Annotated in this window: 18 protein-coding genes; 12 read left to right on the forward strand and 6 right to left on the reverse strand. The window is 49.2% G+C overall.

The genetic code is table 11. The features are described 5' to 3' along the window. Position 1 precedes the first annotated feature (1 nt). From nqrC to HZ996_06615, 5 genes are read left to right on the forward strand one after another with little or no spacing between them, the layout of a single operon-like run. Positions 2–730 carry an NADH:ubiquinone reductase (Na(+)-transporting) subunit C gene (gene nqrC / locus HZ996_06595; GenBank protein ID QTN38830.1) on the forward strand — a complete coding sequence of 243 codons (729 nt, stop codon included), beginning with the start codon at positions 2–4 and terminating at the stop codon, positions 728–730. 8 nt (positions 731–738) lie between these two features. Beyond that, entirely contained in the window at positions 739–1,455 is a 717-nt protein-coding gene (locus tag HZ996_06600) for an NADH:ubiquinone reductase (Na(+)-transporting) subunit D (GenBank protein ID QTN38831.1), read from the forward strand. A 10-nt stretch (positions 1,456–1,465) separates the two neighbouring features. Beyond that, the gene (nqrE, locus tag HZ996_06605) at positions 1,466–2,083 is read left to right on the forward strand and encodes an NADH:ubiquinone reductase (Na(+)-transporting) subunit E (GenBank protein ID QTN38832.1); all 618 of its coding nucleotides are present in this window, start codon (positions 1,466–1,468) and stop codon (positions 2,081–2,083) included. Positions 2,084–2,102: 19 nt separating this feature from the next. Beyond that, entirely contained in the window at positions 2,103–3,359 is a 1,257-nt protein-coding gene (locus HZ996_06610) for an NADH:ubiquinone reductase (Na(+)-transporting) subunit F (GenBank protein QTN38833.1), read from the forward strand. A 50-nt stretch (positions 3,360–3,409) separates the two neighbouring features. Next, positions 3,410–4,420, forward strand: a complete 1,011-nt coding sequence (locus tag HZ996_06615) for an FAD:protein FMN transferase (protein ID QTN38834.1) — start codon at positions 3,410–3,412, stop codon at positions 4,418–4,420. A 13-nt stretch (positions 4,421–4,433) separates the two neighbouring features. Here the strand turns inward: HZ996_06615 and HZ996_06620 are convergent, their stop codons facing one another. Further along, complete coding sequence (locus tag HZ996_06620; GenBank protein ID QTN40013.1) at positions 4,434–4,640, reverse strand: membrane or secreted protein; 207 nt, start codon at positions 4,638–4,640, stop codon at positions 4,434–4,436. Between the two features lie 37 nt (positions 4,641–4,677). After that, positions 4,678–5,709, reverse strand: a complete 1,032-nt coding sequence (gene murB, locus HZ996_06625; protein ID QTN38835.1) for a UDP-N-acetylmuramate dehydrogenase — start codon at positions 5,707–5,709, stop codon at positions 4,678–4,680. A 104-nt stretch (positions 5,710–5,813) separates the two neighbouring features. On the opposite strand from murB, the gene HZ996_06630 reads away from it, so the two are divergent. After that, positions 5,814–6,926, forward strand: coding sequence for a glycosyltransferase (locus HZ996_06630; GenBank protein QTN38836.1), 1,113 nt, complete (start codon positions 5,814–5,816; stop codon positions 6,924–6,926). Further along, positions 6,919–8,097: a glycosyltransferase gene (locus HZ996_06635; GenBank protein QTN38837.1), complete on the forward strand. Its 1,179-nt coding sequence runs from the start codon at positions 6,919–6,921 to the stop codon at positions 8,095–8,097. The genes HZ996_06630 and HZ996_06635 overlap by 8 nt, the downstream gene beginning before the upstream one ends. Here the strand turns inward: HZ996_06635 and HZ996_06640 are convergent. After that, positions 8,006–8,701, reverse strand: coding sequence for an ATP-binding cassette domain-containing protein (locus tag HZ996_06640; protein ID QTN38838.1), 696 nt, complete (start codon positions 8,699–8,701; stop codon positions 8,006–8,008). The genes HZ996_06635 and HZ996_06640 overlap by 92 nt on opposite strands. A gap of 133 nt (positions 8,702–8,834) precedes the next feature. Here HZ996_06640 and HZ996_06645 point away from each other — a divergent pair, with 133 nt between their 5' ends. The 3 genes from HZ996_06645 to gyrB all read left to right on the forward strand — a co-directional run bounded on the left by HZ996_06645 (position 8,835) and on the right by gyrB (position 15,721). Beyond that, a complete protein-coding gene (locus HZ996_06645) occupies positions 8,835–11,930 on the forward strand; it encodes a tetratricopeptide repeat protein (GenBank protein ID QTN38839.1) in 3,096 nt (1,031 codons plus the stop codon). 1 nt (position 11,931) lies between these two features. Next, positions 11,932–13,593: a hypothetical protein gene (locus tag HZ996_06650; protein ID QTN38840.1), complete on the forward strand. Its 1,662-nt coding sequence runs from the start codon at positions 11,932–11,934 to the stop codon at positions 13,591–13,593. Positions 13,594–13,771: 178 nt separating this feature from the next. Further along, entirely contained in the window at positions 13,772–15,721 is a 1,950-nt protein-coding gene (gyrB, locus tag HZ996_06655) for a DNA topoisomerase (ATP-hydrolyzing) subunit B (GenBank protein QTN38841.1), read from the forward strand. Positions 15,722–15,815: 94 nt separating this feature from the next. Here gyrB and HZ996_06660 read toward each other — a convergent pair whose 3' ends face one another. Further along, positions 15,816–17,936 carry a gliding motility-associated C-terminal domain-containing protein gene (locus tag HZ996_06660; GenBank protein ID QTN38842.1) on the reverse strand — a complete coding sequence of 707 codons (2,121 nt, stop codon included), beginning with the start codon at positions 17,934–17,936 and terminating at the stop codon, positions 15,816–15,818. Positions 17,937–18,076: 140 nt separating this feature from the next. Between HZ996_06660 and mdh the strand changes: the two genes are divergently transcribed. Then, positions 18,077–19,009: a malate dehydrogenase gene (mdh, locus tag HZ996_06665; GenBank protein ID QTN38843.1), complete on the forward strand. Its 933-nt coding sequence runs from the start codon at positions 18,077–18,079 to the stop codon at positions 19,007–19,009. Positions 19,010–19,073: 64 nt separating this feature from the next. Here mdh and HZ996_06670 read toward each other — a convergent pair whose 3' ends face one another. Both HZ996_06670 and HZ996_06675 read right to left on the reverse strand, forming a co-directional pair. Then, positions 19,074–19,469, reverse strand: a complete 396-nt coding sequence (locus HZ996_06670; protein QTN38844.1) for a DUF393 domain-containing protein — start codon at positions 19,467–19,469, stop codon at positions 19,074–19,076. Next, the gene (locus HZ996_06675) at positions 19,466–21,646 is read right to left on the reverse strand and encodes a T9SS type A sorting domain-containing protein (GenBank protein QTN38845.1); all 2,181 of its coding nucleotides are present in this window, start codon (positions 21,644–21,646) and stop codon (positions 19,466–19,468) included. The genes HZ996_06670 and HZ996_06675 overlap by 4 nt, the downstream gene beginning before the upstream one ends. A 122-nt stretch (positions 21,647–21,768) precedes the next feature. Here HZ996_06675 and secDF point away from each other — a divergent pair, with 122 nt between their 5' ends. After that, positions 21,769–24,840, forward strand: coding sequence for a protein translocase subunit SecDF (gene secDF, locus HZ996_06680; protein QTN38846.1), 3,072 nt, complete (start codon positions 21,769–21,771; stop codon positions 24,838–24,840). Positions 24,841–24,912: the final 72 nt, after the last annotated feature.

Consider the following 24,912-nt stretch of genomic DNA (forward strand, 5'->3'; position numbering starts at 1 on the left):
TATGGCTGTAGACGTCAATAAGAATAGTTACACCTTCATTTTTGCCGCTGCTATGGTTGTAGTGGTAGGGGTGATCCTGTCGGCTGCGGCGATTAGCCTCAAGCCCATGCAGGATAAGAACATTGAAAACGAGAAGAAGCAAGATATCCTCTCGACCATTGGGTTTGCTAAGGACGAAACCTCTCGTGAAGAAGCGGCAGAGCTTTTCCCTGAGTACGTCAACAAGCAAATCGTTTTGGATATGTCCGGAGCAGAGGTTGAAGGAGAGGCTTTCAAAATCGATTTGGCCAAGCAGGTAAAGCTTCCTGTTGAAGAGCAGACCTGGCCGTTATACATCGCCGAGAAAGATGGAAAGACCTTTTACGTTGTTCCTCTCCGTGGCAAAGGTCTTTGGGGCCCTATCTGGGGATATGTTTCCTTGGAGGAAGATTTGAATACCATTTACGGAGCAAGTTTTGACCACAAAACGGAAACTCCCGGTCTTGGTGCTGAAATCAACAAAGGATTCTTCCAAGATCAATTCATCGGGAAAAAGCTTTTTGAAAATGGTGAGTTCATCAGTGTAGCCGTCGTGAAAGGAGGAGCCTCAGGGCAGTATGAAGTAGACGGAATCTCGGGTGGTACTATTACCAGTAATGGAGTTGATGCAATGTTGAAAGACTGTATCTCCTTCTACCTTCCTTACTTCGAGCAGATCCAGGGAGGCCAAATGACCATGAACGCACAATAATTCGATTTATGAGCACTGAAGTGAACGAAGCTGTTGTGGAAGAGACGACCCAAGTAGAGGTCAAGGAAAAAGAAGGTCTCTTCTCGAAGAAAAACCGCAAGCTCCTCACCACACCGTTGAATGACGATAACCCGATTACTGTGCAGGTATTGGGTATATGTTCAGCCTTGGCGATCACGGTGAAATTGGAGCCAGCGATTGTAATGTCTTTATCGGTATTCTTTGTATTGGGTGTAGGAAACGTAGTGATTTCATTGCTCCGTAACCTGATTCCCAATCGAATCCGAATCATCGTCCAGCTGGTCGTTGTTGCGAGCTTGGTAATTCTCGTAGACCAGGTGCTCAAGGCCTTTGTTTACGACGTCAGTAAACAGTTGTCTGTATTTGTCGGACTCATCATCACCAACTGTATCATCATGGGGCGTTTCGAAGCCTTCGCTTTGGGGAATAACCCATGGAGATCATTCCTCGATGGAATTGGAAACTCAGCAGGATACGCGTGGATTTTGATCACAGTTGCTTTCTTCCGTGAATTGCTCGGTAGCGGTCAGCTTTTTGAGGTGAACATCTTCGGAAACTCTACTGCTGGAAGTGAAACGGGATTGTACACCATGGGTTACGTCAACAATGGTTTGATGTTGTTGCCTCCTATGGCTTTGATTACCGTGGGAATTATCATCTGGGTACAACGTGCTCGGAATCGTCAATTGATCGAAGAAAATTAAGCCATAGACCATGCAAGAACTCGTAAATATTTTCGTCAAGTCGATCTTTGTCGACAACATGATTTTCGCCTATTTCTTGGGAATGTGTTCCTATTTGGCGGTATCTAAAACGGTTAAAACAGGTGTAGGTCTCGGAGCTGCGGTAATTTTCGTTCTAGGAGTAACCGTACCCATCAACTGGTTGTTGGAGAACTACATTTTGAAAGAAGGAGCATTGAGCTGGTTGGGAGCAGAATTTGCAACTGTTGATTTGAGCTTTTTGTCCTTCATTATGTTCATCGCGGTCATCGCATCGATGGTTCAGTTGGTTGAGATGATTGTTGAGAAGTTCGCCCCAGCGCTTTACGGTGCTTTGGGAATCTTTTTGCCATTGATCGCTGTTAACTGTTCTATTCTTGGAGGGGCGCTCTTCATGCAAGAACGCGACTATCCAACCATCGTTGAAGCTACGGCATTCGGCCTGGGTTCGGGTGTGGGCTGGTTCTTGGCGATCGTAGGAATTGCTGCGATTCGTGAAAAGATTCGCTACAGCAACGTTCCAGCGCCTTTGAGAGGGTTGGGGATAACCTTTATCATCACGGGATTGATGGGTATCGCCTTCATGAGTTTTATGGGAATCGAATTGTAATTATCAACAAGCACAACGCATGCTTTTAAGTACACTCACAATAGTATCAACGGTCGTTGCTTTCGCCATCATCATTATGTTGCTGGTGTCGATTCTTCTGACCGCAAAAGCAAAATTGGCCCCTTCTGGACCTGTTCGCTTGACCATCAATGGAGAGCAAGAGGTGGAAGTGGAGTCTGGAAGCACATTGCTCAGCACCTTGGGGAACAACAAGATCTTCTTGCCTTCTGCTTGTGGAGGTGGTGGAACTTGTGCCATGTGTAAATGTCAGGTGATGGAAGGCGGAGGTGAAATCCTGCCAACTGAAAAGCCTTACTTCACACGAAAAGAAATCCAAGACAATTGGCGTTTGGGTTGCCAGGTGAAGGTGAAGAACGACATGAAGATCGCTGTTCCTGAAGAGATCTTCGGAATTAAAAAGTGGGAATGCGAGGTTGTTTCAAACGACAACGTAGCCACCTTTATCAAGGAATTTGTCGTGAAGCTTCCTGAAGGAGAAACTTTGGACTTCTTGTCTGGAGGATATATTCAGGTTGACGTTCCTGCACTAGAAGTGGACTTCAGTAAGGATCTGTACAACATTGGTGATGAGTACAAGCCGGATTACGACAAGTTTGGTATTTGGGATCTGAAAATGAAAAATGACGAGCCCATCTTCCGCGCATACTCGATGGCTAATCACCCTGCTGAGGGTAACATCATCATGTTGAACATTCGTATCGCTACTCCACCCTGGGATCGTGCGAAAAATACATGGATGGATGTGAATCCTGGAATCTGTTCTTCTTACGTATTCTCGCGCAAGCCAGGGGATAAAGTGACCATCTCAGGACCTTATGGAGAATTCCATATTAAGGACACTAAGAAAGAAATGTTGTACATCGGTGGTGGGGCTGGAATGGCACCATTGCGTTCACACATCTTCCACTTGTTCCACACGGAAAAGACACGTGATCGCAAGGTTTCTTACTGGTATGGAGGTCGCTCAAAACGCGAGCTCTTCTACACCGAGGATTTCCGTCAGATCGAAAAGGAGTTTGACAACTTCAGTTACAACATCGCATTGAGTGAGCCACTGCCAGAAGACAATTGGGATGGCTACACAGGATTCATTCACAATGTGGTATTGGAGAACTACTTGAAACATCACCCAGAGCCAGAGGAAATCGAATACTACCTCTGCGGACCGCCCATGATGAATGCGGCTGTCTTCAAGATGTTGGATGATCTCGGGGTACCCGATGAAAACATTGCCTTCGACGACTTCGGAGGTTAAAAAACCCAGAGAAGGGGGCCAGTTTGGTCCCCTTTTTTATTTTTACACCTATGCGCTTAAGAAATACCACCTTGTTCTTATCGGCAGCAGCACTCCTCTCCGCCTGTACCGTAAGACCCGAAGGTCAGATCGTCCGATATCAGGGCGAGGCCCAAGGGACCACTTATCAAATCACAACCATCGTTACCGACGACGATCAGTCCTTTGAACGATCCATAGATTCCATATTTAAGGCCGTTGACCAGAGTATGAATCCCTGGCACCGTACATCCCTGATTACTCGATTGAATGAAGGGGACACCGCAGTACGGATCGATGGTCTTTTTCGCGAGGTCTACAATAAGTCTGTCGAAATCAACCGAGAAACCGGTGGTCGCTTTGACATAACGGTGGGCGCTTTAGTCAATGCCTACGGATTTGGTCCTGCCGGTCCTTCTCGAATGGACAGCAGCCGAGTAGATAGCCTAATGCGCTACGTGGGCATGGACAAAGTCCAGGTAGATGGGGACCGAGTCACCAAGGAGTCGCCAAATGTGGTTTTCGACTTCAACGCGATCGCACAGGGGTACACCGTGGACTTGTTAGCAGAATTCCTAGAGGCCAAAGGGGTCACTGATTACCTCGTTGAAGTGGGAGGTGAACTTCGCGCGAAGGGGGTCAATCTGGAAGGACGTGTTTGGCGTGTGGGCATAGATAAACCAACTGAAGAGCGCGGATCAGATCCTTTCCAGGCGATCATTGCCCTACCGGGGAAGTCCCTAGCCACATCTGGAAACTACCGCAAGTTCAGAATTGATGAAGAAACAGGGCAGCGCTACGTGCATACTGTTGACCCATTAACTGGATATACGGTTCAGCAGAATCTGCTCAGCGCAACCGTAGTAGCTGACCAGGCGATGGACGCAGACGGCTACGCCACAGCCTTTATGGTGATGGGCTTAGAGGCCTCCATGGAATTCATAAACAGCCACGAAGGACTCGAGGCCTTATTGGTCTACAGTGATGATAAAGGGGAGTGGAAGGTCTACGAATCAAAGGGTTTTACCGAATTGATTCGCTAGGAACTTTTTTTGGTTATGCCGATTTTGCCAATTCCTTGTTTTGGCACTGCTCGCTCGGTGCGGCACCACAGATACTGCACGATTCACCTTCCTTGTTCAGAAATGGAGAATTACTGGCACAAGTGCCCGAAAACTCACCGTCTTTCTTTCCTAAAATCTTAATAGCCAAGCCTGCCATACCCAAGGCAAGGAGGCCAACCGTAAGCAAAACCAGCTTCAACATATCTGAATTCGTTTAGCGATGCAAAGATACGAAATCAAAGGGGACCGTGCGCCCCAATGAAGTTGACTTCGGCCTCCAGTTCAATGCCAAATTTAGCGCGTACATCGTCCTGAATATCTCGAGCCAACTGTGCTATTTCAACACCAGTGGCCCCTCCGTAGTTCACGAGCACCAGCGCCTGACGGGCATGCACCCCAGCATCACCTTTTCGATACCCCTTCCAACCTAAGTAATCGATCATCCAACCGGCGGCAATTTTGTGCGAAGTGCCTACGGCACGATAAGACACCAGTTCCGGAAATTCAGCCTTTAAGGCGGCGTGCTTTTCACCGTCGACTATGGGGTTCTTAAAGAAGGAACCGCTATTCCCGATCTCGGCCGGATTAGGGAGTTTGCTTTCGCGTATGGCGATGACCGCGTCGCTAACTTCCTTGATGGAAGGAGTTCCCTGGACACCCATGGTTTCCAGTTGGGCCGAAATAGCCCCATAGCTCGTATTAACTTCTGGATTTTTGGTCAAGCGAAAGGTCACGGAGGTGATGACATACTTTCCTTTCAGGGGGCCTTTAAATACACTCCATCGATATCCGAAATCGCACTCGGCAGGCGTAAACTCACGAACGGTCCCGTTGGCGAGTTCAACAGCGGAACACGATTCAAAGACGCTCTCCAGTTCTACGCCATAAGCGCCGATATTCTGAATTGGGGCGGCGCCCACAGAGCCCGGAATCAAACTCAAGTTTTCGACTCCTCCTAAACCTTGGGCAATGCACCAAAGCACAAAGTCATGCCAAACCTCTCCACCTCCGACGCGGACGATGGCCGAAGCTTCATCTTCAGAGAGCATTTCAATTCCTCGGATTTCATTCCGCAGAATATAGCCCTCGAAGTCGGCGGTCAAGAGCATGTTGCTTCCGCCACCGAGAACCATCATTGGAGCATGGCCAATTTCACGGAGCGCTTCACGCAAATCTTCGACGTTTTCAAAGCGACCAAAATGCTGGGCTTTGGCGCTGAGTCCAAAGGTGTTGTAGGAGGTCAGATCGGCTTGGGAAGTCCAATTCATAGCGACAAAGATAGGCATCGGCCCGTAAGGGCCACCCATTAAGGGAATGTTAAGAATTACCTATTTTTGCGGCCGAACGCCGAATTGCGGAGAAACGCCTAGGAGTGAAGCGAGCCATCGTATCTGTGACGAATGACCTGAGTACCGATCAGCGCGTGCACAAGACCTGTATGACCCTCTTGGAGAAAGAGTGGAAGGTCTTGCTCGTAGGCCGTCAGTTGCCCGGTAGTTTGCCCCTCGATCGCCCTTATGAAACGCATCGGATGAATCTTGTTTTTAAGAAGGGGTTCCTGTTCTACGCTGAATACAATTTGCGACTATTCCTCTTTCTGATGCTGCGCCGAGCAGACCTGCTCTGGAGCAATGATTTGGATACCCTTTGGCCCAATTTCTGGGTGAGTCGTTTGCGCCGAAAAGAGCTTGTTTACGATACTCATGAGTACTTTACTGGGGTCCCTGAATTGGAATCTCGGCCTCGGGTTCAGGCCGTTTGGAAGCGTATTGAGAAAAATATATTTCCGAAGCTCGAGCACATAATCACTGTAAATCAGAGTATTGCGGATTTGTACGCTCAGGAGTACGGAAAAACTTTGACCATTGTGCGAAATATACCCCCGAAGTTTCACGTTAAGACGGCGAGCTCTCGCCGAGACTGGGGTCTACCCGAAGATCGGACCGTGTTCGTTCTGCAAGGAAGTGGAATCAATGTGGACCGGGGCGCGGAAGAAGCCGTAGAGGCCATGGCGCAATTGGAGACTGCGCATTTGGTGATTATCGGAGGGGGTGATGTTCTGGATATTCTGAAATCAAAAGTGGAACAGTTGGCCCTTGGAGACCGGGTTCATTTCCATCCGCGCATGCCATATGAGCGCATGATGGAATGTACGCAACTATGCGACGTCGGACTCACTCTGGATAAGGACACCAACATCAACTACCGATACAGTTTACCCAACAAGCTCTTTGATTACTTGCAAGCCGGTATCGCCGTCATCGCTAGTGGCGTGATCGAGGTCAGACGAATAGTGGAGCAGTACGCCTTGGGGAACATTATTCCGAGTCACGATCCCGCAGATATTGCAGCGGTCATGAATGAATTCATTCGCGACCCTGAGTGGTTAGCCACCTGTAAAGCGAAGGCACGCGAAGCGGCGCACGAGTTGCACTGGGACACCGAAAAACAAAACCTAACCCAAATCATCGATCGTTTTGCCTAAACCCAAGCACGTTCATTTAATCTCCTTCGACATCCCCTGTCCAGCCAATTACGGTGGGGTTATCGATGTGTTTTACAAAGTACAGGCACTGTACAACGAGGGAGTTAAAGTCCACTTGCACTGTTATGAATATGGACGAGAGCATTCTGAAAAGCTCGAAGCCATGTGTCATGAAACACATTATTATCCGCGTAAAGTGGGGCGCAATAATTTGTTTAAGCGCCGCCCCTATATCGTAGTCAGCAGAAATTCTAGTGAACTCATTGACCGCCTAAAGGCGGATGACCATCCGATAATCTTTGAAGGAGTGCACTGCTGCTACTACCTCGCTCATCCAGATTTAAAGGATCGTACGCGCATTCTGCGCAGCCACAATATTGAGCATGAATACTATTGGAACTTAGCGGAAGCGGAGCCCAATGTATTTAAGCGACTGTACTTCCAAAACGAAGCGGCCAAGCTCGAGCGTTTTGAGGAAGAATTGGAACACGCTACAGCCGTTGCCGCCATTTCTTCTCCAGATGCGGCCTACTTTAGAAAGAGATTTCCAGAAATGGAGGTCGCGCATGTGTCGGCCTTTCACGCGCACCTTGACGTTCGCAGTCTGGAGGGACGTGGAAGTTATGTGCTCTATCACGGTAATCTTGGGGTTTCGGAGAATCACCGTGCGGCCATGTACTTGATCAATGAAGTTTTTCTAGACATCAAGATTCCTTTTGTGATCGCCGGTAGTGATGCACAACCAGACCTCGTTCAAGCCGTTGCTGATCATGAACATATACGTTTGGAGAATAACGTGCCTACGGAGCGCATTGAGGATTTGATACAAGGAGCTCACGTCAACGTGCTCCCCACCTTTCAAGCGACCGGCATTAAACTCAAATTACTGAGTGCACTTTACCTGGGCCGGCACTGCCTCGTAAATCCGCCCATGGTTGAAGGAACGGGGCTAGAAGGTCTTTGCCATATCGCGAAGGATGGCGAGGGCTTTAAAGCGCAGATCCAAGAATTGATGATGGAGCCTTTTGCTCTGGATCCGGTTCGGGAAGAAGTTTTAGAAGCTCAATTCAGTAATCGGGCTACGCTTCGCTCTCTGTGGCCCCTGCTGTTCGAAGATCCGTTACCTGTCCACTCTCACACTTTAGAATACGCGAGGGAAATTTGCGAATAAGGCTGTAGTCATGTGTGGCCATGAAAATGGCGCGGCCAGTCTTGCTGATGTCCCACAGAAGCTTCATTATTTCTTCCGAAGTGATGGGGTCCAAGTTTCCCGTCGGCTCATCCGCGAGAATAAGCTCCGGATCGTTCAACAAAGCACGAGCAATGGCGATACGCTGCTGCTCACCTCCCGAAAGTTGAAAGGGCATTTTGAATCCCTTGGTTTCCATGCCGACCTTCTTCAGTACATCCGCAATCCGCTCTTCGGCTTTGGCCTTGTCTGACCACCCTGTGGCCTTCGTTACAAAGAGTAGGTTATCGTGAACGTTACGATCCGTCAACAACTGAAAGTCTTGAAAGACAATTCCAATTTTTCGTCGCAGAAATGGGATGTCCTTTTCTTTCAGTTTGGATAAATCGAATCCAGCGACGCTTCCTTCTCCTTGAGTAAGGCTCAAGTCACCGTACAGGGTCTTGAGCAACGAAGATTTTCCGCTGCCTGTCTTTCCGATTAAATACACGAATGCTCCCTTTTCCAATTCAAAGCTTACGTCACTGAGGACAAGGCTTTCGCGTTGGTAAATCGAGGCTTGATGAAGAGAAAGGAGCACGTCCATGGAATTGCGGTATCAAATTTGGGCTAAAATAATAATAAACAGGCGGCGTTTGATAACTATCGCTAACCTCAGGATCTGCCGCTATATAACAATTGTACTTTAGCTTCACCCGTACTGTACCGAGCAGATAACTATGAGACACTTAAAGCTTTGGGCCCTGGGCGCGGTAACCTTCTTGACCATTGGTCAAACCCTCGCTCAGCAGACTGAAATTTACACCCATCCGGATCAAGCGTACGATCGTGCACGCATGCTTTTCGACAAAGAGCAGTACGTGCAAGCGCAAGATCAATTTGCCCAATTGATCGAGACGCATCCGGAAGCCCATTCCGAGATTCGCATTGATGCGGAGTACTACCACGCCATTTGTGCGTTGGAATTGCAACAGCGAAACGCCGAGCACGCTGTGGAGGAGTTTGTGCGTGCACATCCCGCCTCTCCAAGGGTCGATGAAATCACCTGGCACACGGCGGGGCACTACTTCAGCCGCCGCAAGTATACGGATGCCATGCAGTGGTATGAGAAAATGAATCCGCGTGTTCTACCTCGAGCGGATCGTCCTGAATATCACTTTAAGCTGGGCTACAGTTACTTCATGCGGGAAAAATACGACGAGGCCAAAACACAACTGGTTGAAGTGGTGGATGCCAATAGTGAGTACCAGAGTTCAGCTCGCTACTACTATGGTCACATCGCTTATACCGAAGGCAAAACCGCAAGCGCACTGGAATACTTCGAATCCCTTCGGAAGGATCCGAGCTTTGGCCCCATCGTGCCTTACTACATTACTCAGATCTACTATGAGCAGGAGCGCTGGGAGGATCTCGCCTCCAGCGGGCAGTCCCTGTTGGCTTCAGCAACCGAGAAACGAGCACCAGAAGTGGCACGGCTTATTGGCGAAGCCCATTACAATATGGAGGAGTACGAAGAAGCGCTGCCATATTTCGAGCGCTATCGTGAAGAGGGGCCTCGAATGAAGGACGAAGACTACTACCAACTCGGGTATACCTATTACCGCACCGAGCGCTACGATGACGCCTTGGGCGCCTTCAATAAGATTGTTGACTCCAGAGATTCTCTGGCACAGAATGCCTATTTCCACTTGGCCGACTGCTACCTCAAAAAGGATCTGAAAAGCGAGGCTCTGAATGCTTTCGAGAGTGTGGCTCAATTGGATTACAATCACGAACTAACGGAAACGGCTCGCTTTAATGTGGCCAAGTTGAGTTATGAGGTGGGAAACCCTTATCAAGATCCGGGTCGTGAGCTTCAGGCCTTTATCGATGATTATCCCGAGTCCGAGTACTTTGAGGAGGCTTCGACCTACTTGGTCAATGCTTACCTAACGACCAAGGATTACGGACGTGCCCTTGAAAGCTTGGAACGCTTGGGACCGCGGACGCGTCAATTAGAGGGAGCCTACCAGAAGATCGCTTATAACCGCGCCATTGAATTCTTCAACAATCGGATGTGGCAGAACAGTTTGGACCTCTTTGGAAAGAGTTTGAGGTATCCCGTTGATCGCGACCTCGAAGCAGAGGCGTATTACTGGATGGCTGAGGCCCTCTATCGCCAAAAGCGGTACGACGAGGCTCGTGTGGCCTACGGAGACTTTCAAGTTACTCCAGGAGCCACCCAACATCCCTTGTTCAACCGATCGCGCTATGGATTGGGTTACGTCTATTTTCAAAAAGGGGACTACAGCAACGCTGCGGCTCAGTTCCGCAAATTCCTAGACGAGGCGAGCGGAGAAAAGGATCGATTGATCCACGATGCTTTGTTGCGCACCGGTGATAGCTACTTTGTGACCAAGGGCTACTTTACGGCCAACCGTTTTTACGAAGACGCCGCCAAAATGGGCGGACCCGATCAGGATTACGCGTATTTCCAAGCTGCGCTTTGCCAAGGTCTTCTCGGAAAGAACCAAGCGCGGATCGACCAACTCAACGCCTTGGTTCGAGACCAACCGACCAGCGAGTATGTGGATGACGCATACTACACCCTCGGTAAAGGATATATGCAGGCGGGACAGAACGAACAAGCGATTCAGGCCTTTCAGCGGGTCTTGGACGATTTCCCCGATTCCTACTACGCGCGTAAATCGCTCATGAACCAAGGACTCATACACTACAATGCGGGAGTCAATGAACGAGCCTTGATCGTCTTACGCGATGTCGTGGACAAGTATCCGAATTCTCCCGAGGCCAATGAGGCGGTCGCTATTGCCGAGAAGATCTATATCGATCTGGGTAATGTAGAAGCCTATGCCAATTGGGTCAAAGGACTTGATTTCACCAACATTACGGATGCAGAACTCGATAGTCTCACCTTTGACGCGGCATATTTGAAGTATACGGCTGGTGATTGCAACCAGACCTTACCAGCTTTGAATCAGTACTTGGATAAGTATCCACAGGGCATCTTCAACCTAGATGTGCATTACTATCGAGCGCAGTGCCGCTTTCAAATCGACGACTTGAGCGGTGCGCTTGAAGACTATGAATTCTTGGCTTTAGCCAGTCGAAATAAGTACAGCGAAGAAGCTCTTCTTCAATCGAGCTACCTCTATTACTCCCGAGAGAATTGGGAAATGGCCTTGGAGCGATACGCCTCGCTTGAGCGTCAAGCGGCGTTCCCCGAGAATCGTCGAACGGCTGTCATTGGGTTGATGCGAACCAATTTCAAACTCGACAAGAGTGAGAAAGCAGTCGACTATGCCAATCGCGTCCTGCGCATGGAGAAGCTCGATGTTGACCTGGAGCAGGAGGCTCACATCATCTTGGCGAAGAGCGCACTGAAATCTGGAGACCGTATGGTAGCGCAGCGCGAATTTCTTTGGGTAGAAGATAAAGCGGCCAACGTATTCCGCGCAGAAGCTAAGTACTACCTGGCTGAGCTCGAGTTTGACGCCGGGAACTACGAGGAGAGCCAAAAGCGCATTTTTGATCTCCTCCAAAATATGCCGAGCTACCAGTACTGGGGAAACAAAGCCCTGATCCTGCTGGCCCGGAACTACTGGAAGCTCGAAGACTTGTATCAGGCGAACTTCACCTTGGACCAAATTCTCCAGCGGAGCAATAACGAGGAGATTTTGGCCGAGGCCCGCCGATGGAAAGAGGCCATTGCCCGCTCAGAAGAGCAAAAGGTAGAAGAGAAGCAGCGCATTGAGATCGACACCCTGCAGATCGAGATGCCGGAAGAAATGGACGAACAGGAAAATGAAGAATAAGATGAAGAAGATCCTTTTCCTCTCCGTATTTGTAATGTGCGCCTACGGCGCGATGGCCCAGCCCGGAGACCTGGGAACCGAAGAAATTACGGTCGTCAAGGAGTATGATCCAACCTTATCGGATGCGGTCAAACTTCAGTACTTCCCCACACTGGTCGATACGGCAGCAGAGCCGCTGGCGCTGAATTACAGTATTCGTCCCTTGGAGTATCAAACGCGATTCACGCCCGAGCCCATCAGACCGGCACGAATCAGTCGCTCCAAGCTCGATAAGCTGTACAAGAACTACCTGGAACTCGGCTTCGGGAATTACACCACGCCGTATTTGTACTACAGTCATTCGAGCCGTAGAAACCGAAATTGGTCAGGAGGTGTATACGTCCGACACCTGAGCAGTCAAGGGGGAATTAATGATCTAGCCTTCAATGGCTTTGCACAGAACAGCGTTGGAGCCTTCGGACATCGCTATTACAGCGGTTTCAATCTCGGAGGGAGGCTTTATTACGATCACAATCGAATCCACTACTACGGAAATGCGGTGACCGATGTGGCGAAAGACAGCATCCGCCAGGACTTCCATACCATTGGCGCAGAATTCGAGCTATTGAGCTCCAAGGACCGCGACGATGTGGTTTTTGACGGGGTGCAGATTAAGTATCATCGATTCTTTGATGGAGACGAGGGTGCTGAGAACTATTTGCAATTCCTCGGTGAGGTCAGCACGCCCATCAATGAAGAGCTCTTGCGCGTTGACATGGATGTCCAATACATCAATACTGCGTTTGATACCTTGGCTCAAGACTACTTCATTTTTGGATTGCGTCCACGCGTCGAGAGCCAGTACGGTGACCTTCACTTCACACTGGGTATTCACGCCTATTTGATCAGCGATTTGACCGCGGAATCAACACGAGTGAATTTCTTCCCACAAATTGATTTGACCTACGGTATCGTGGACGATATCCTGATCGCTTATGCGGGATGGGATGGCCGCGTTATGCCCAATACCTATCGCAGCTTGGTGGATCAGAACCCGTGGTTGGCGCCCAATTTTCAACCCGAAGTGACGATTCAAAACGGTCGGATGTTCGCGGGTTTGAAAGGAGCACTTAGCTCCCAGGCCAGCTTTAATGTCAAGGCGCAGTTTTCCAGCTATACGGACTTCGTCTTGTTCTACAACAACCCCTTCCAGCCAGCAGCTGGAGATTTGGACACCAATAAGTTCAAAATCGTGTACGACGATCTTTCTGTATTCGGATTGATGGGAGAAGTCTTTTATCAGACTGGAGATAAATTCACTGCTGGTTTGCGAGGAGAGTTCAACAGCTACTCCACGGAGGAATTCGCAGCGGCCTGGAATTTGCCTTCTCTGCGCTTAACCGCATTGGGTAAGTATCAGGTCGGGGACAAGATTTACTTCGATCTCGAGGCGTTTTTAGTAGGTGAGCGACAGGTTTTACCCGAGAGCTTGGTCGGTATTCCGAACAACCGTGAGGTTCTCCCCGCCTATGTCGACGTAAATCTAGGTGTGGAATACCGCTATAGTGAGCTCTTGTCGGCCTTCTTACGCTTCAACAACCTCACTGCTTCACAGTACGAATTGTGGTTGGATTATCCGGCCCAAAGATTCAATGTTCTGGGCGGATTTACCTATCGTTTTTAAAGGAGGCGCGGCCTTTGTTATCGGCCCGTAAGGGCCAAAAACCACAGACTGTTAATAACTGACCAAAAATTGTTGAAAAACTCAGTGTTTATGCGGGTTTCAGCTCGGTTTTAGGGTAGGAATTTAGTATCTTTGTTAACCTAAGATTAAGACCTAACGAAACCTTAGCGTTCTTTATATGAGTGAGGAAATTAAGCAGAAAGAGTACGAAGCGGGGAGTATTCAGATCCTGGAGGGTTTGGAGGCCGTACGAAAGCGGCCCGCAATGTACATTGGAGATGTGGGGCAGAAGGGATTGCACCACTTGGTATACGAAGTTGTCGACAACTCCATCGATGAGGCCCTAGCTGGCCACTGTGACACCATCAACGTCACTATTCACGAAGACAATTCGATTTCAGTAAAAGATAATGGTCGTGGAATTCCGGTGGACATCCACCCGAAGGAAAAGCGATCGGCGTTGGAAGTCGTTATGACGGTACTTCACGCCGGTGGTAAGTTCGACAAGGACAGCTACAAAGTATCCGGTGGTCTTCACGGGGTAGGGGTTAGTTGTGTGAATGCACTTTCTACGGACTTGCATGCTACAGTGCACAAGAATGGAAAGGTATACGAGCAGCACTACCAACGAGGAATTCCTCAAGCTCCTGTTAAAGAGACAGGCACAACCGATTACCGTGGAACTATTGTTCACTTTAAGCCGGATCACGAAATCTTCTCTGAGACGGAGTACCGCTACGATATTTTGAGTGCGCGTATGCGCGAACTCGCCTTCTTGAACAAGGGCATTACCTTGATTATCACGGATGAGCGCAGAACCGAGGAAGACGGAAGCTTTGTAAGCGATTCGTTTTTCAGCGAAGGAGGATTGCGTGAATTTGTGGCGTTCTTGGACGAGAGCCGCGAAAAACTGCTCGAGGATGTGATGTACATGGAGGGAGAACGGAATGATATTCCCGTGGAAGTCGCCATGCACTACAACACCACTTTTAACGAGAACATTCACAGCTACGTCAACAACATCAACACCCACGAGGGAGGAACGCACCTAGCGGGATTCCGTCGTGCCTTGACGCGTACCTTGAAGAAGTATGCTGAGGAGAGTGGTATGCTTGAAAAAGAAAAGGTTGAGGTGAGCGGAGATGACTTCCGCGAAGGATTGACCGCAGTTGTTTCCGTAAAGGTCATGGAGCCTCAGTTTGAAGGTCAGACCAAAACCAAACTTGGAAACTCTGAAGTGAGTGGTGCCGTGGATCAGCTCGTAGGGGAGATGCTGAGCAACTACCTCGAAGAGCATCCTAAGGCGGCGAAGATGATCATTCAAAAGGTGATTCTCGCAGCTCGTGCACGCCATGCAGCGCGCAAAGCGCGTGAAATGGTTCAACGTAAAAACGTACTCACCGGAACTGGGCTTCCAGGAAAACTGTCCGATTGTTCGGACAAAGACCCAGAAGCATGCGAGATCTTCCTCGTCGAGGGAGATTCTGCAGGGGGGACGGCGAAGCAAGGCCGGGACCGTAAGTTCCAGGCTATTTTGCCGCTTCGAGGAAAAATCTTGAATGTGGAGAAGGCCATGCATCACCGCGTTTTCGAGAATGAGGAGATTAAGAACATCTTTACGGCACTCGGGGTCTCCGTGGGTACTGAAGAGGATGAGCGTGCCTTAAACACCGAAAAATTGCGCTACCACAAGATTATCATCATGTGTGATGCGGATGTCGATGGTAGTCACATCTCAACTTTGATATTGACTTTCTTCTTCCGCTATATGAAGGAATTGGTCGAAGCGGGGTATATCTACATCGCCACGCCACCGCTTTATTTAGTGAAAAAAGGCGGCAAGGAGCAGTATGCGTGGAACGACGACATGCGGGATCGCTTGATGCTCGAGATGGGCGGAGAGGAGAAGAAAGGTGTGAACGTTCAGCGATACAAAGGTCTTGGGGAGATGAACGCAGAGCAGCTTTGGGAAACGACAATGCGTCCTGATGGCCGAACCTTGCGTCAAGTTTCCATTGACAGCGCTGCAGAAGCGGATCGAGTATTCTCGATGCTCATGGGAGATGATGTTCCCCCACGTCGAGAATTCATTGAGAAGAATGCGAAATACGCAAATATTGATGCTTAAACATCTCAAGGTATTAATGAAAAACCCCGCTTGATCAAGGCGGGGTTTTTTGATTGGGTAGGTCTGATTGTTTGGAGGCCCGTGGCTTCCTTTATTATCGAATCATCGTCACAGTTCCGCGTTCCACAATTTCTCGACCGCTAAAAGTTCGGAAGTACAACCTCCAGGTATAGAGGTCTTGTTTTTTCAAATCTCCGGCATTATCTACAGCTCCATTCCAGCCTTCGTTGAGGGTCGTGGATTCGAATATTTTTTGACCGGCCCGCGTGTAGATCTGAAAGACGTAGGTGTTCGGGTCAGCGCCGACCACCACAGGGAAGAAATCGTCGTTGGTTCCATCCTCGTTCGGCGTGAAGGCATTGGGTACATAGTAGAAAAATTCCTCCACCACAAAGGTTGTTTTGGTCGCAATTCCTTGACATCCGAGGCTATCGGTTACCGTGAGCGTTACGATATACTCGCCCTCCTGTTGGTACACGTGGGTCACCACACTGTCAATGCCTGATCCTCCGTCACCAAACTGCCAGAACCAAGAAGCTACAGCATCGGTGGTGTCGTAGAAGGTTGCCGTAGGCGATGAGGTTTCGACCGAATCAGGTCCTATGAATCCGGGGATGGGTGCCGCGTGGAAGGGGATAAAATATTGATTGGTAGTGGAGCAGCCATTGACGTCTTCTACCGTAAGGCCATATGTTCCGGTGGTAAGGGCACTTTGAGTTGCCCCGGTTAGGCCATTGCTCCACAAGTAGCTGTATGGCGGCGTTCCTCCAGATGCGCTCACCTCGATGTATCCATCGGCTTGGTCACACGCCTCAGGCAGTGCTAAAAGAGAATCCACAACCACGGTAAAGTCGTCATTTCCCACTATAAAATCCATAGTACGCATGCAGCCCAAGCTATCGATGCAGGTAAGGTCGTATTGGCCTGCGGGCAGATTAGACAAGGTGTCGGCGGTACTACCTACGTTCCACATTAGGGTGTAGGGCGGTACTCCACCGGTGATGTTTGGAATGATGCGACCCACAGAATTATTGCATCGATCATTCTCTACAATGGGGTTAAACAGAAGGCTATCCGCTTCAAAAACATCAACGGTATCGGTCACAAAACAACCGACCTGATCGGTAATCGTCACATAATATGTTCCGGCGGGAACGCCCAATTGATCGGGATTTGAAGAACCATTGGACCATTGATAAGTCAGGGGTGCAGCATTCCCTGTGGTCAGTGAAGTGATGTTTCCAGTGCTGTCTCCCCGACAAATGACACTATCGATATCCCAAGTAGGGTTGAGGCCAGAAAATTGAATAGCCACGGTATCGGTGATGGTCTGTTGAGCCCCGCAAATGAAAGCAGAAGCATGGTAGGTCATGTTCCCCGGAGGAAGAACCTGAATGGTATCACCGACGCCAACAATGGTGTTTGTTGAATCGAACCACGTCACTACAGGGGGAGTGGAACTAAAGATGGTCGGAGAAAAGGGAATGGCAAAATCGATATAGGAATTTCCAACGGGGAAAAAGGACATCCCATCTTGGTTGGCATTCCAAGTCAACGGTGCAGTCGCCGGTCCTGCATCGCGCCCGGGAACAACAACGGTCGTGGATAAATCGGAATTCGAAAGCCCTTGAATGGCCTGGCCATTGTTCCAAGTGGTGCAGAGCGGCTTACTCTGGATGTGCATTTCGATGTGGTTATCCACTTCGAACAGTTTGATTTGGGAGCTAAACAATAGAGAGGTACAGCTGAACATAGGGACTTCGCAAAAGGCCGCTACAAATACCCGCTGTCCCGGAGGTCCATAGGTGCCGTAGAGTACCCCATTTACGCCCGGTCCGGTAATGCCAGGATTGATGTCTTGCCAAGGACCCAAAATGGAATTTGCAGGTGTGTTCCCCAGAGTCCCCATTGGTCCAGTGATACTCCAATTGGAAAAGCCGCCGGCGCTGGTGGTGTCAAAAGTGATGTAGTTGTTTGAACTGAAGAGAATCTTGTCGTAGGAGTTGCCAAAATAGAGGAAGCTGAACCCCAAGGGGATGACTTGGGAGTATACATCATCGGTCATGGTCAAGGCCGTTCCTTGAACATAGTCGACCTGGGCGCCCAGGGTAACGGAATCAGATCCACAAATGACCTGGTCCAATCCAGCCCAAATTTGTGCTTGTGCCATTCCCAGGTTTAGGAGAATGATCAACGCGACAAGTGCTCTTTTCATGCTTAGGTTCTTCATCGGCCCGCAGGGCCCGTTCAAAAGTACCAAAATAGACGAGAGAAAAGCCTTTTTCGTTGGTGTCCAGCCCCAAACGTTTCATAACTTTGCTCGCAGTAAAATTCGTAACGAAAAATCACTACATCATGAAAGTTACCGTTGTAGGTGCCGGAAACGTAGGAGCTACCTGCGCTGACGTACTCGCTCACAAGGAAATTGCCAACGAGATCATCTTGGTCGATATCAAGGAAGGTTTTGCCGAAGGGAAGGCTCTTGATATGTGGGAAACTTCTCCTATCAACTTGTACGATTCACGTACGATTGGTTCCACAAACGACTACGAAAAAACTGCAGGTTCTGAAGTAGTTGTAATTACTTCTGGATTGCCGCGTAAACCGGGTATGAGCCGCGACGATTTGATCGCGACCAACGCCGGTATCGTGAAATCGGTAACCGAAAACGTGATCAAGTACTCTCCAGATGCGAAGATCGTCGTGGTTTCTAACCCATTGGACGTTATGACCTACCAGGCGTACTTGACCGCAAAAGTGGACAGCAGCAAGGTATTTGGTATGGCGGGTATTCTGGATACCGCTCGCTACCGCAGCTTCTTGGCTCTTGAGCTCAACGTATCTCCGAAAGACATTCAAGCCGTTTTGATGGGTGGTCATGGCGACACCATGGTTCCTCTTCCACGCTACACCACGGTTGGAGGTATCCCAGTAACGGAACTGATCGATGAAGATAAATTGAACGCGATTGTAGACCGCACCAAAGTAGGTGGAGGAGAAATCGTGAAATTACTAGGAACTTCTGCTTGGTACGCTCCAGGAGCTGCCGCTGCGCAGATGGTCGAGGCCATTGTCCGCGATCAGCGTCGTGTATTCCCCGTATGTACCCTCTTGAACGGTGAGTACGGTATGGACGGCATCTACCTTGGAGTGCCGGTCATTCTCGGAAAGAACGGAATCGAGCGCATCATCGAGCTACATCTGAACGCTGATGAGCGCGCATTGCTTGAGGAATCAGCTACCGCCGTTCGCGGTGTAATGAAGGTCCTCGACGATATGGATATCTAATTTTTGTGCCTACGGCACGATGCAAAAGCCCCGAGGTAAGCCCTTGGGGCTTTTTTTTTGGCCCTTAGGGCAAGAAGCGTTGCTGCCATTCGGGACGAGGCAAGTAGCACGTTTCTCTTTTCCCCCAAATTCTGAATCGATTTCGGGCGATGAGGTCGTATATGGCGTCTCGGATAAAGGGTGGTACAAAACGAAAGATCCAAGCCCAGTTCCAGCCTTTTATTCTTCGCGCAATACGAAGAGCGGCTGAAGATTTAACCCACCATTGTCCTTCCTCCCATAGCAGCAAACTATCGGGCCGATGAGGTAGGGGGTGTCTCGCTATTTTTTCCTTTGCGGTTGAGCCGTCAAGGGGGGCTATTCGAAAATACCCCTCTGGATCACGAGGCAGAATAAATTGGACGGAATGACTGCACAAATTGCAGTACCCATCAAAGAAAACGATCGACCGTTGGTTCATCGTTGGATCAAGAGACGATGCACCTCCAAACGATCTCCTTGAAGCACCTGAACAAGGTAGTAACCACCAGATAATCCGCTGATGTCCATGGTTCCACGATAGTTGCCCGATAGAACTTGTCGACCGTGCAGATCGTAGATGGTTAAGTCCGCAGGTGTATCATCAGACAATCCGCCAATTTGAAGGCGCTCAGAAGCCGGGTTGGGGAACAAGGTCCACTGCGCTTGCTCAGGTAGCTCAGGTGTGCTGATGTCTTGTGGATTGATGCCGGCGTAGTATTGAACACCCCCTGAGTAATTCCCCAGGATCACATCCAATCGTCCATCGGCGTTTAGGTCGGCTACAGCTGGCGAAGGGCGTCCTGGTCGATACAGTCCAATCAACGCGGTATCCGCTTCCGTGAAAACTCCGTTCAGATTGTTGTCAATATTGTTGTAGCGCGAAACATTGCCTGGCGCTCCGCCCACGTAAAGCTCCCAGGTGCCATTGCGATCCACCGCATTTGGGAAGGCGTATCCCAAGAAATACCACAGCGTGCTCATATCAATACTTCCCAAGGAATCCGTGACATGGGTGAACTGAAAACTGCTCGCTGAACCGGTATTCTCGTAGTAGTGAATTCGCCCGATGGAGTGTCCGATCATCAGATCCAAATCTCCATCTCGATCCAAATCCGCCAATTCCGGCGCGGCCATGTTTCCTACATCGATGCCGTCCAAATTGGCCGTGGTCAGTACAAAATTGGCCAAGTTGCCGGACCCTGCTGTATTGGTGAAGTAGTGAACGTTTCCATTCCCATCACCGAGGATCATATCTAGATCACCATCATTATCCAAATCTCCGAAGGACGGAATAAGTCCTACAGGGAAGGGCAGAGAAGAGAGGCCTCCAAAATCTTCACTCTGAAGGGTGAATTGCGGACGCGTTGCTGTTCCCGTGTTGAGGTAAAGCGCCATTCGTGGCTCCGAGATGGTCCCGTTGTTCATGGTCCCGTAATTCCCAATGGCCAAGTCCAATAGATTATCTCCGTTCAAATCGACCAATCTAGGGAAGGCCCCTTCTCCAACTTCCACCATGCGATCTTGGAAGAAATCATCTTGCTGATAGGAGAAATCCGGATTGCTCTCCGTTCCAATATTATCGTAGAATAAGGTGCTGTGTAAATTCTCCGCTCCTCCATCGATGTTGGGGGATACAATCATATCGCGGTCGCCGTCGCGGTCTACATCAACCCAATGAAATCCTGGAAAGAGCTCAATATTTACCGGAACGTCATTGGACGGGAAAAGAGGGTCTTGAGCGCTCATAAAGGCGTCATCCGGAGTCCCGGTATTCGTGAGCATGTTACCATTGTTGAAGGTAATGTCACCCAGTACACAGTCCATATTACCGTTTCCGTTCAGATCGCGAATGGCAATGGAGCTCCCCGCATGGCGTGGGCGATTTGCGCCACTCGTCAAGTCGCTATCGCAGGTGTCTAGGTAAATATCGTTGTTGGAGAAGCTCTCTTTGAATTTTCCCCAGCAGTCATCACCGAGTTCGTAAACTAACGAGTCACTGTGGCCGTACAATTCTTGCGACATGCACGTATGGTATTCGACCGATGTGCCTAGAATAGAGAAGGTCACCACGTCTAAATCCCCATCCCCGTCAATGTCGTCAATTCCCGGAATATCCGTCGAGGCGACATAGAGGTTCACGGGGATTCCTGTTCCATAATCCGTGAAAAGTTGAGGCGTGTTGAGGGCGTACGTGAATTGGAGACCATCCGTGGGGTTTCCGTCGTTTCTGTAGACTGCAATACCGGCATTGGTATGGCACCACAAATCCATTCGTCCGTCGTTGTTGTAATCTCTGAAGACCGCCCAATTTCGAATCACCGGAAAACTCGAAATGTACTGTGGGGCGTAACGGTAGGTCAATTGCCCCTCCACGTCTATATTTTCGAAAGGTAGCCAACGCCTTCCAGCTTTGTCAAATACAATGAGGTCCATGCGACCGTCGTAATTGAGCTGGATGTGTGACCAGTGGGTCGAGTTCATGCCCCCGGCCCAGGCCATGTTCAGGGAGTCAGTACCCTCAAAAACACCAACGGTGTCCTGGAATTGAAAGGCCACTTGCTGTCCTTGACTGAAGTGCGCAGCGGCGATAAAAAGAATTGTGATAAGTCGTTTCATTACAAAGGAGTCAACGGTATACAAATATACGTAACAGGGACGGGTCCAGGTTGGTTGTTAATATGGTACCATTCCTCTATATTTGCGGCCGATTTAATTCAGGTTAACATTATCTAATTCAAATGCAAAACAAAGGAGCCATCCGCTTGTTTGCGATTCTCTTTGCCCTCATCTGCTTGTACCAGCTGAGTTTTACATGGATCGTAAGAAGTGTAGAAAAAGATGCGGAAGAGTACGCGAATGGTGATCCCGCCTTGTATCAGAGCTACATCGACTCCATGGGGCCGCAACCGGTCTTTGACCTTTTGGTCCGGGAGTATACCTACAATGAGGTAAAGTCACGTGAGCTCAACTTGGGCCTTGACTTGAAAGGGGGGATGAACGTTATCCTCGAAGTTTCAGTCAATGACATTCTTCGTTCGCTCTCGAACAACTCCAAAGATCCTATCTTCAATCAAGCCATTGATGCGGCCAATGAGCGCCAGCGCGATAGTCAAGATGACTACATCACACTCTTCTTTCAAGAGTTTCAGCGTATCCGCACAGAGCAGAGCAGCGATATCCGTTTGGCTGATCCAACAATCTTTGGAAACCGTGATCTTAAGGACAAAGTAAACTTCGACAGTTCAGACGAAGAAGTTGTACGAGTTTTGCGTTCTGAAGCGGAAGGAGCCATTGAGCGTGCCTTTACTGTATTGCGCGCTCGTATCGATAAGTTCGGTGTAGCCCAGCCAAACATTCAGCGTTTGGAAGGAACTGGCCGAATTTTGGTAGAGCTTCCAGGAGTTAAGGAGCCCGAGCGTGTGAAACGACTCCTACAGTCCACTGCGGAACTCGGTTTCTACGAGACCTATGAAAACCAAGACATGATTCCATTCTTGAACGCTGCGAATGAGCGTTTGAAGGATATCGTGGAGCGTCCAACGGCTGCAGAAGTAGTGGAGACTGAAAGCGAGTCTGAAGTTGAGGCGACAGATGACGCCTTGAATTTGGATTCTTTTGGAATCGAAGAAGATACGGTAGAAGTCGTAGAGGATTCTATAGACTCTCTAGGTTTAGCAGATGCTGGTGAGACTGCAGCGGACTCTACTTTGGATCCGAATGCGGCCTTCAACCCACTGTTTGACATTCTCCTGCCGAACTACAACTTCGAAACCAACCAAGCTGGAACGGGTCCAGTAATCGGATTCGTGGCCATTAAGGACACGGCTAAGGTGATTGACTACTTGAACCTCAAGCAGGTTCGTGATCTACTTCCAGCGGAAATGCGCTACGCAAAATTCCTTTGGGAAGCGAAGACGGAGAGCAACTCCGATGAGAACTTTATGCGCCTTTTGGCCATTGCGGGAAGTCGCGACAACGAAGCGTACTTGCAAGGTGATGCGATCATCGACGCTCGTCAGGACTACGACGAATTGGGTCGCCCATCAGTATCGATGAGCATGAACAACCAAGGAGCCAACATCTGGGCACGAATGACCGGAGATAACGTTGGTCGTTCAGTAGCTGTTGTTCTCGATGACTACGTATACAGCTATCCAAACGTAAACGAAGAAATTAAAAATGGATCGACTCAAATCGCGGGTTCTTTCTCAGTGAAGGAAGCGAAGGATTTGGCGAACATCCTAAAGGCGGGTAAACTGCCAGCTCCAGCACGAATCATTCAGGCGGACGTTGTAGGACCATCCTTGGGTAAGGAGGCGATCAGCGCTGGTTTGGTTTCTTTCTTGATTGCCTTGGGTGTAGTGTTGATCTACATGATCTTCTATTACAGCACTGCTGGATTGGTGTCGAACTTGGCTTTGATCGCCAACATGTTCTTCATCTTCGGAGTTCTTGCTTCTGTACAAGCGGTTCTTACCCTTCCAGGTATTGCGGGTATCGTATTGACCATTGGTATGGCGGTAGATGCGAACGTTCTTATTTACGAACGTATTCGTGAAGAAATGACGGCCGGTAAAGGTTTGCGATTGGCCATTAACGACGGATACAAGAATGCCTTTAGCTCGATTATCGATGCAAACGTGACGACCTTGTTGACGGGTATTATCCTATTCGTATTCGGAACGGGACCTATTCGTGGATTCGCTTCTACCTTGATCATCGGTATTTTAACTTCACTCTTCTCTGCGATCTTCTTGACGCGCTTGATCTACGAGCGCCTCTTGTCACAAAAACGAGACATCAAGTTCTCGACCAAGATGACGGAAGGAGCATTCAAAGGTTTGACTATTCCATTCTTGCAGAAGCGACGCATGTACTACATCATTAGTGGCGTTGTTATTGTGCTTGGATTGGTATCGCTCTTTACGCGCGGATTGAACCAAGGGGTTGACTTCTCTGGAGGTCGTACCTACCAGGTTCGTTTTGATCAACCAGTAAACACTTCTGAAATTACGGAAAGCTTGAGTCAAGCCTTCGTTGTAGAAGATGGACCTGCTGTGCGTCCGGAGGTAAAGACCTTTGGTGGAAGCAATCAGGTGCGCATCACAACCAAGTACCGTATCGACGATAAAGGAGTAGAGGTTGATCAAGACATCGAGGCCAAGCTTTGGACGGGTGTTCAATCATATTTCCAAGGAGAGATCACCCGTGATCAGTTCTTCAACGACTCTAACGACAAGGAATTCGGGTTGATGTCGAGTTCACAAGTAGGACCAACCATTGCGGATGACATTCGCACCTCAGCGGTTTGGAGTATCCTCTTCTCGCTCGTTGTGATCTTCTTGTACATCTTGATTCGTTTCCGCCGCTGGCAGTTCTCGCTTGGAGCGGTTGCTGCGGTCTTCCACGATGTTTTGATCGTATTGTCTTTGTTCTCTATCCTGTATGGTTTTGTGCCGTTCAGCTTGGAGATCGATCAAGCGTTCATTGCTGCCTTGTTGACCGTGATTGGTTACTCCTTGAACGATACGGTGGTCGTATTCGACCGTATTCGTGAGTACTTGAACTTGCATCCAAAGCGCGACTTTGACGACAACGTGAACCAAGCTTTGAACAGCACACTGAGCCGTACGGTGAACACGTCTTTGACGACGTTATTCGTACTCTTGGTTATCTTCTTCTTTGGAGGAGAAACCATCCGTGGATTCATGTTCGCCTTGGTGGTGGGTGTCATTGTCGGAACATACTCTTCAGTGTGTATTGCTACACCAGTAATGGTCGATACCATTGCCAAGAAGATGAAGTCGTAAAGCGTTCACAAGATTTTTTAAGAAGCCGCTTCGATCCTTTCGGAGCGGCTTTTTGTTTGTTCGCTGAGCCCC

It is taken from the genome of Cryomorphaceae bacterium (assembly GCA_017798125.1).
GTDB lineage: Bacteria > Bacteroidota > Bacteroidia > Flavobacteriales > ECT2AJA-044 > ECT2AJA-044.

Coding starts and splice junctions, on each gene's coding strand:
- HZ996_06610 (QTN38833.1), top strand. CDS start 2,103: ATGCTTTTAAGTACACTCACAATAGTATCAACGGTCGTTGCTTTCGCC.
- mdh (QTN38843.1), top strand. CDS start 18,077: ATGAAAGTTACCGTTGTAGGTGCCGGAAACGTAGGAGCTACCTGCGCT.
- nqrE (QTN38832.1), top strand. CDS start 1,466: ATGCAAGAACTCGTAAATATTTTCGTCAAGTCGATCTTTGTCGACAAC.
- HZ996_06645 (QTN38839.1), top strand. CDS start 8,835: ATGAGACACTTAAAGCTTTGGGCCCTGGGCGCGGTAACCTTCTTGACC.
- HZ996_06615 (QTN38834.1), top strand. CDS start 3,410: ATGCGCTTAAGAAATACCACCTTGTTCTTATCGGCAGCAGCACTCCTC.
- HZ996_06650 (QTN38840.1), top strand. CDS start 11,932: ATGAAGAAGATCCTTTTCCTCTCCGTATTTGTAATGTGCGCCTACGGC.
- HZ996_06600 (QTN38831.1), top strand. CDS start 739: ATGAGCACTGAAGTGAACGAAGCTGTTGTGGAAGAGACGACCCAAGTA.
- HZ996_06675 (QTN38845.1), bottom strand. CDS start 21,646: ATGAAACGACTTATCACAATTCTTTTTATCGCCGCTGCGCACTTCAGT.
- HZ996_06670 (QTN38844.1), bottom strand. CDS start 19,469: ATGAACCAACGGTCGATCGTTTTCTTTGATGGGTACTGCAATTTGTGC.
- HZ996_06640 (QTN38838.1), bottom strand. CDS start 8,701: ATGGACGTGCTCCTTTCTCTTCATCAAGCCTCGATTTACCAACGCGAA.
- murB (QTN38835.1), bottom strand. CDS start 5,709: ATGAATTGGACTTCCCAAGCCGATCTGACCTCCTACAACACCTTTGGA.
- gyrB (QTN38841.1), top strand. CDS start 13,772: ATGAGTGAGGAAATTAAGCAGAAAGAGTACGAAGCGGGGAGTATTCAG.
- nqrC (QTN38830.1), top strand. CDS start 2: ATGGCTGTAGACGTCAATAAGAATAGTTACACCTTCATTTTTGCCGCT.
- HZ996_06660 (QTN38842.1), bottom strand. CDS start 17,936: ATGAAAAGAGCACTTGTCGCGTTGATCATTCTCCTAAACCTGGGAATG.
- secDF (QTN38846.1), top strand. CDS start 21,769: ATGCAAAACAAAGGAGCCATCCGCTTGTTTGCGATTCTCTTTGCCCTC.